Raw genomic sequence first — 7,414 nt, 5'->3', positions numbered from 1 at the left:
TCCCGAACCGCCGGCCAGATGAAGGAACTCTCCTCAAGCCGCTTGTAGGCCATCACCAGCCCGGTGCCGTCCCAGAAGAGGATCTTCAGCCTGTCTGCACGCTTCGCGCGGAACAAAAACACGGTGCCAGTGAACGGATCCTCCTTCAGGACCGATGCGACCTGCGCGGCGAGACCGTCGTGGCCTTTCCTGAAGTCGACCGGCTGGGTCGCCACGAGGATACGGACGGTGTGGGACGGCATCATCACGAGGACGACCCGAGCGCATGGACGATCTCGGCAATCCGCACTGCCGGGGTGTCGGCGGCAAGCGCGATCGTCACGTCACCGAAGACGAGGTGGAGGCTGTCGTCCGACTGCCCCGAGGGCTGCGGCGCCTGCGGGGGCTTCGGCTCGCACAGGACAACCGGCGCGAAGGCAGTCGGCTCATCCGACATCTCGGCGGCGGGCAGGACCAGCTTGCCCTGTTTGGCCAGGCATCGCCACGCCGACAACTGGTTCGGCTTCATCCCGTAACGCGCCGCCACGGCGTTCACCGTCGCGCCCGGCTCAAGTGTCTCCGCGACAGCCTGTGCCTTCACCTTCTCCGGCCACCGGCGGTGCCCGCTCTCGAAGATCTCAACTCCCAGCGATCTGAGAAACGCAGTCTGAGCATCCATTGCGAAACGCACTCCCATCTTGAGATGGGTATCACCTCGCAGTCCGCGCCGGCGTAGACAACGTGCCGCTCAGACACCGCTTACATTCGGGCGATGTGTCGCTGCTTACGTGTTCAGCCGAGTGGCTTCTACGCGTGGCTGAAGGCCCCACTGAGCAAGCGAGCTCAAGAAGAGGAGCGGCAGATTGCTCTGCTGAAGGAGGCTGGGTAGAAAGTGGCAAGGTCTACGGTCACCGCAAACTGCATGACGACCTTCCCGAGCAAGGCGAAAGCGTCTGCCTGAACCGTGTTGCCCGCCTGACCAAGCTGGCCGGCATCAAGGCGCAGATCGGTTACAAGCGTCGACCGGGGAAGTATGGCGGCAAGCCCTCGGTGGTCGTCGACAACACACTGGACCGGCGGTTTGACGTAGCGACACCGGACAGCGTCTGGGACGAGACCTTGTTCGCCATTGGTTCAAGAACAATGGTCGAGTGACATCACCTATATCCGCACGCAGGAAGGCTTCGCCTATCTTGCCGTTGTCATCGATCTCTTCTCGTGTCGTGTCGTCGGATGTCCGTGTGCTTATGAGCACTTTCCGAGGTGACTGCCCGAGTTGTCCACATAATTCGACCAAACCGAGAGATTATCGAGATTTTTCAAAACCGATTTTTCACTCGCCTCGGCTAAACTGAGATCACTCAGAAAGCAAAGGACAACATCATGCTCGACATCCTCCCCAACTCGGGCCCGCGTCATGACTTCGCGGTCTTCGCAACCAGCCTCGCCTATACCAGCGCCGAAATCGCGGCGGCGTTCGAATATCTCGACCGCAAGGAACGGCGCACCAACCCTCCCGGAGACTTCGATCATCGCGGGCGCTTCTTCGCTGCCGAACGCACGATTGCCGTCACGTTTTGCCGCGCGCCTTCGGCTGCCTGGCCATTCTCCCAAATGCTCGCTGCCCGGACCGCCGATCATTGCGCCGAGCTCTTCGACGTCGACGAAGCCAAGCATGTGAAGCGATTGGCGCTTGCCTTCGGGCGGTTTCGCGGCGGCGAAACTTTCGAAGATTTGCGTCCCCTGCTCACCCCTGGCATCCGGGCGCGTCAGGCTCGCTCCTGACGCCCATTTCATTGGTTCGGGTTGCGGGCCGGAAAGTCCCTCCAAGAAGAAATGCGAGGAGCATCCGGCGCTGACCAGCTGGATCTGCCTAAGCCCGCCGACGCACGACATGGTCTGCGCGAGAAGCGGGCATTCGTCCGACAATCAGGCGCGCTGAGCGAGTTGCTCGAACAGCGCGCGACGCAGGCGGCTCAGCAGCGCGACGCGGCGATAGATCAGCAGGTAGATCAGGAAGACCACTCCGACCCCGCAGCCAAGCGCCACGGGATCGCCGGGCGCGACGACCGTGATCGTGCAGGCGATCAACGAGAGCGGCCAGAGAAAAACACTCGTAATCGGATTGCGCATCCGAGGCACACCGATCACCTCCGCTATTCGCTTGGCGCGGCTACGATAGACAAGACTGTGCAAATGGAGCCGATCCGCTTCTCCGGGGGTCGTCCCATTGCGTTTCGCGCGTCGACGGATCGACACAAGCGTCTCGATCCAAGGATAGGATAAGGCTAGAACCGCGATCAGCGGCGAGTATTCCGGATTACGCACAGGCAGGATGATCCCGATTACCGCAAGCACGAACCCCGTCGTATAGGCCCCGGCATCGCCGAAAAAGAGCTTTCCAGCGGGAAAGTTCAGCACGAAGAAACCCGCGATTGCGCCGATCATTAGCAGGCATATCGCGAGAAGCGCTACGTCGTCCGAGCGCGCCGCAAGGATCGCAAAACAGCTCAAGACAATGAGGGCGGTGCCCGACGCGAGCCCGTTGACTCCATCGATGATGTTCAACGAATTGGCGATGCCGCCGATCGCCAGAACACTCAGTGCGATTCCGAAGGCCGGATAGCTCAACAGGAAATCGAGCCCCGGGATATCCGCGCGCTCGATATGATAGCCAGACACCAAACAGAATATCAGCCCGGCAAGAACCGTCGCCACCAGGCGCCATTTCGCCGAAACTTTCTTGGTGATGTCCTCGATCACGCCGGAGAGAAACGCGGGGAGCGCGCAGAGGCAAATCATCCACCAAAGCCTGCGCGCCTCAACCGGCAACATGACTGCAGCGAGACAGGCGCCCAACAACACTGCGATTCCGCCGATCCGCGGCGTCGGAGCATCATGAATCTTCTGCACGCCATCGCTGCCGTCATGTGTCAGCGTGCCGTGAAATTTCTGAGAGACGACGATGAGGCCGGAGAGAAGGAAGGAGATGGCAAAGGCAGCGTCGAGATAAGAAGGCAATGCACCAATTCCTTCAATCAATCCCCTAGAGCCTGGCGAAGCGCGATGCGCGCGAACTGACGTTCGGAGAATTTAAACTTATTAATTAAAAGCCGGTTAACATTCTCAGGACCTCTATCCAAGTCAAAACGGCCAATCCGCCATGGGCGGCGAAGCATTTCACTATTGAGCCATGCTGCGCATCAGGGCCAGGCAACAATGGCGATTGCGGATCAGCGCCGAAGCACCGACAAGAGCTTCATGGACACGATCTTCTTCATCGCCTCCAAGCTCGCAGCCCTCCTGCTGCGCGCGGAAACTTGGGAAGCGCTTTTGCTCGCAGGCGCTCTCCTTGCGCTCGTGAGGAGTCGCATACGCGCGTCGCGCAGGATGCTTTCTCTAGCGCTGGCAGCCCTGCTCGCTCTGGGCATCTTTCCTCTCGGCGATCTCCTGATCGCCCCGTTGGAGCGAACCTATCCGACCAACCCACGACTTTCTCACGTCGACGGGATCATCCTCCTGGGCGGCGCGGAGGATGGCGACGGCACGGCCCGCCACCATCAAGTCCAACTCAACGCCGCCGCCGAGCGCGTTACCGCTGGGCTCGCCCTGGCGCATCGCTTTCCAGATGCAAGGATCCTGCTCTCTGGCGGCAGCGGCGCCCTGCGCGACCTGGCAAGAGAAAGCATGCCCGGCGCCGAGGTCATGGCAGCCGCCTTTCGGGAAACGGGTATCCCGCAAACGCGGCTCCTTCTCGAGAGCCGCTCGCGCAACACCAGTGAGAACGCGCGCCTCAGCCACGATCTCGCGCAGCCCAAACCGGGCGAGATCTGGGTGCTCGTCACGAGCGCCTTCCACATGAGACGTGCGATGGCGAGCTTTGAGCGCGCCGGATGGGACGGGCTCGTCCCCTACCCTGTCGATTATCGCGCAGAGGGGTTTCTCGATGGCATCGGCTGGGATCTCGCGGGCCATCTCGACACGCTGGATCTCGCGATCAAGGAATGGGTTGGCATCGCGGCTTACGCCGCGAGCGGGAGATAGGTTATCCGGGTGGTAACGAAAGCACGACTTGTTTCATCCTCCGGAGGGAGCATCTATAGACGGGTCAAACAGATTTTTCCCGGGCCGTCGCCCAAAAAAGAAGTTCTCCTCCCTCGCCCGCAACGCGCTTGAAGGACATGTGTGCTCGAATAGCGGTGCGCTATCTTGCCGAGCCAAGAGCACTCAACTCAGCCCGACCTTTCCCTCCCTCTGCCGATCCGATAGGAGGCTCGCGACCGGATCGAAGAGCGGGGCAAAGCGCGGCATGCATATTCTCATGACGGTGAACGCGGCTTGGAATATCTGGAATTTCCGACGCCCTATCGTTGAAGCTCTCATTGCTGACGGTCACAGGATCACCCTGCTTGCCCCGCGCGATGACACTGTGCCGGACCTCGAGGCGCTCGGCTGCCGCTTCATCCCGCTCGAGATGAGCGTGAAGGGTTTGAACCCGGCAGAAGACTTCAAGCTGATGCGACGCTACAAGCGCATTTTACGCAAAGAGCGGCCCGATATAGGCCTGAGCTACACGATCAAGAATAACATCTTCGGGGCCCTGGCGGCAAAAGCTGCGGGCGTGCCCTTCATACCGAATGTCACGGGCTTGGGCACGGCCTTCCTGTCCGGCGGGCTACTCCAGCGCGTCGCGGAGATGCTCTATCGGCGCGCTTTCGCGAAGCTTCCGGTGATCTTTTTTCAGAACGAAGACGATGCGGCACTTTTCCTCGACCGGCGCTTGATTAAAAGCGACCAAGCGAAGCTCCTGCCAGGCTCGGGGATCGATCTCGAGCGCTTCGCCGCGCAAGAAATGCCCACCGAAGATAGCCCGCCCACCTTCCTGATGATCGCGCGCCTGTTGCGGGACAAAGGCGTGCTGGAATTCGTCGAGGCCGCCAGAACGACAAAAGCGCGCCATCCCGAGGCGCGCTTTCAATTGCTTGGGGCGGTGGGCTCTGAGAACCGGACCGCGATCGATGTCGAGACCGTCGAAGGCTGGGTCGCCGAAGGTGTGGTGGAATATCTGGGCACGACCCCAGACGTGCGCCCAGCGATCAAGGCGGCCAGTTGCGTCGTGCTCCCCTCCTACCGAGAAGGTGCGCCGCGCACCCTGATCGAGGCCGCCGCCATGGCCCGTCCTCTTATCGCAACCGATGTGCCCGGCTGCCGCGCCGTCGTGGATCGCGGCGTCTCGGGTTATCTGTGCGAGGTTCGCAACGCGGCGAGCCTAGCCGACGCGATGCAAGAGTTTCTCGCGCTCCGCCCTGAGCAACGCGCTCAGATGGGCTGTGAAGGTCGCGCCAAGATGGAGCGGGAATACGATCAGCGGATTGTGGTGAAGGCCTATCGCGAGGCGATTGGCAGGGTTACGCGAGGCTGATCCACCCAAGCCTCGCGCCAGGATATCACGCGGCGCGACGCCCCTGCCCCTCGGACAGCCATGTCTCATTTGCCTCAAGCCATGCGAGCAGCATCAACACCGTCCAGAGCTTCTGACCATTATTTGCCCGCCCTTTGAGGTGCTGTTGCCAGAGCCGCTCGATCGGATCGAAAGAGAGGCTGGCGAGCGCAAAAAGATGGCGCTGCGACAGAAGCCGCTCGGCCCAACCGCGCAACTCCATCCGGAGCCACTGATCGAGCGGGATCGAGAAGCCCTGTTTTGGTCGATCAATGAGCGATCTCGGAACATGCCGGTCGAGCAATCGTCGCAATGCGACTTTCCCAACACCGTCTTTTATCTTCATCGACATGGGGAGCGCCCAGGCCGTCTCGACAACACGTGCATCAAGAAATGGAGCGCGCGTCTCGAGAGAGGCATGCATAGCTGCGCGATCGACTTTCACAAGAATATCTCCAGGGAGGTAGCTAACGCTATCCCATGCCATCATCTGCTCAGCCGGGGTGACCCTTGCGAGGAACTCATCATGTAGGATCGCTTGACCATCAGACTTCGCTCTATCTGGTATGACCTCGCTCGGCTGCGCGAATGTCGTCGAAAAAGTGCGATAGAAATCTTCAAAACTCTCCGCTGCAGCGATGCCGGGAGCCAGTCGCGCCAGCTTATCGACGGCCGTAATCGGCAAACGGAACCGCTTGGCGATCTTGCGCGCGGGGCTCTCCTCGGACACGAGAAACGGCCCGATAGCCGCAGCGAGCCCAGCCCCGGCCTTCCGACCGATCTTAGGCACGCGTTGTGCGCGCGCCCAGAGCCCCGGGCCGACGACATGCCGGTTATACCCGCCAAATACTTCGTCCCCACCGTCACCGGATAGCGCGACCGTAACAGCCTTGCGCGCCTCGCGACACAGAAGCGCCGTCGGGATCTGCGAAGAGTCAGCGAAAGGCTCGTCATAGATTTGCGGCAGGCTCGGCACCAGATCGAGCGCGTCCTGTTGGGACAGGATGAATTCCGTATGCGCCGTCCCCAAATGCTTGGCGACAGCGGCGGCATAAGGCGCCTCGTTGAAGCGGGACTCTCCGAACCCGATCGAGAAACTGCGCACCTGCGTTTGGCTTTGCGCCTGCATTAAGCTGGTGATGAGGGAGCTATCCACGCCGCCTGAGAGAAAGGCGCCAAGTGGCACGTCACTCAGGCTCTGCTCGTCCACCACCTCTTCGAGACGCGCCGCCAACTTGTCGAGGAGAACGGTCTCGGATTGTCCTTCGGAATACCCTCTCTGTGAGAGCCCCTTTTCGGCGAGATCAGCGAAAACTTCGAAAGAAAGCCGCGTCGCCTCGGAGCTCTCCTTGGACAGGGTGACGATCTGACCGGGCGCGACTTTCTCGACACCCTTGAAGATACACGCGCCCTCGGGAACGTAGCCGAACTCGAGATAATCATGGATCCCGCTCGCACTGAGCTGGGGCTCCAGTCCTGGGGCCTCAAGCAAGGCTTTCAATTCCGAGGCAAACGCCCATCCCGAGGCAAGCCGACTGAAATAAAGAGGCTTCTCCCCCATCCGGTCGCGGGCAAGCGACAAGCTGTTGGTTTGCCGATCCCAAAGCGCCAGAGCGAACATGCCCTTTGCGCGGCGAAGCGTTTCCGCGAGCCCCCAAGCGACGATCCCGGCAAGAAGCGTTTCGGTATCGGAATGCCCGCGCCAAACCTCATCAGATCCGGCTTCAAGCTCCCGCCGCAGCCGCAAATGATTGTAGATTTCGCCATTGAACGCGATGACGAACCGTCCGCAAGCCGACTGCATGGGCTGCGCCCCGGCCTCGCTCAGATCGAGGATCGAGAGGCGACGGTGGCCGAGACCGACAGATCTGGCCTCATCGAACCAATGGCCTTCTGCATCCGGTCCGCGATAGGTGATCGCGTCGGTCATCGCCTGAAGCGAGACTGCCGCGTGGTCCCCTGAGGGACCGAGAAGACCTGCTATGCCGCACATGA

6 protein-coding genes and 2 pseudogenes are annotated in these 7,414 nt (G+C 61.0%); 4 read left to right on the top strand and 4 right to left on the bottom strand.

The genetic code is table 11. The features are described 5' to 3' along the window. The coding region (gene tnpB / locus B6V76_RS18665) for an IS66 family insertion sequence element accessory protein TnpB (RefSeq protein WP_141104946.1) at positions 1-245 on the bottom strand (245 nt) is incomplete at its 3' end. A gap of 191 nt (positions 246-436) precedes the next feature. Next, positions 437-658, bottom strand: a pseudogene (locus B6V76_RS20280) (transposase); the annotation flags it as partial. Between the two features lie 84 nt (positions 659-742). Between B6V76_RS20280 and B6V76_RS18655 the strand changes: the two are divergent. Together B6V76_RS18655 and B6V76_RS18650 are read left to right on the top strand one after the other, a co-directional pair. Continuing rightward, positions 743-1,213, top strand: a pseudogene (locus B6V76_RS18655) (IS3 family transposase); the annotation flags it as partial. A gap of 149 nt (positions 1,214-1,362) precedes the next feature. Further along, the gene (locus tag B6V76_RS18650) at positions 1,363-1,764 is read left to right on the top strand and encodes a hypothetical protein (protein WP_088728183.1); all 402 of its coding nucleotides are present in this window, start codon (positions 1,363-1,365) and stop codon (positions 1,762-1,764) included. 144 nt (positions 1,765-1,908) lie between these two features. On the opposite strand, the gene B6V76_RS18645 is transcribed toward B6V76_RS18650, so the two are convergent. Next, complete coding sequence (locus B6V76_RS18645) at positions 1,909-3,000, bottom strand: glycosyltransferase (protein ID WP_088728182.1); 1,092 nt, start codon at positions 2,998-3,000, stop codon at positions 1,909-1,911. Between the two features lie 240 nt (positions 3,001-3,240). On the opposite strand from B6V76_RS18645, the gene B6V76_RS18640 reads away from it, so the two are divergent. Further along, complete coding sequence (locus B6V76_RS18640) at positions 3,241-4,023, top strand: YdcF family protein (protein WP_166504639.1); 783 nt, start codon at positions 3,241-3,243, stop codon at positions 4,021-4,023. 28 nt (positions 4,024-4,051) lie between these two features. Beyond that, positions 4,052-5,401 (top strand): glycosyltransferase family 4 protein, encoded by a 1,350-nt coding sequence (locus tag B6V76_RS18635; protein ID WP_206184245.1) that lies wholly within the window; start codon positions 4,052-4,054, stop codon positions 5,399-5,401. A gap of 25 nt (positions 5,402-5,426) precedes the next feature. Here B6V76_RS18635 and asnB read toward each other — a convergent pair whose 3' ends face one another. Beyond that, the gene (asnB, locus tag B6V76_RS18630) at positions 5,427-7,412 is read right to left on the bottom strand and encodes an asparagine synthase (glutamine-hydrolyzing) (RefSeq protein ID WP_088728179.1); all 1,986 of its coding nucleotides are present in this window, start codon (positions 7,410-7,412) and stop codon (positions 5,427-5,429) included. Between the last annotated feature and the right edge of the window lie 2 nt (positions 7,413-7,414).

It is taken from the genome of Thioclava sp. IC9 (genome assembly GCF_002213225.1).
GTDB lineage: Bacteria > Pseudomonadota > Alphaproteobacteria > Rhodobacterales > Rhodobacteraceae > Thioclava > Thioclava nitratireducens.
This window is presented reverse-complemented; position numbering and strand designations above follow the sequence as displayed.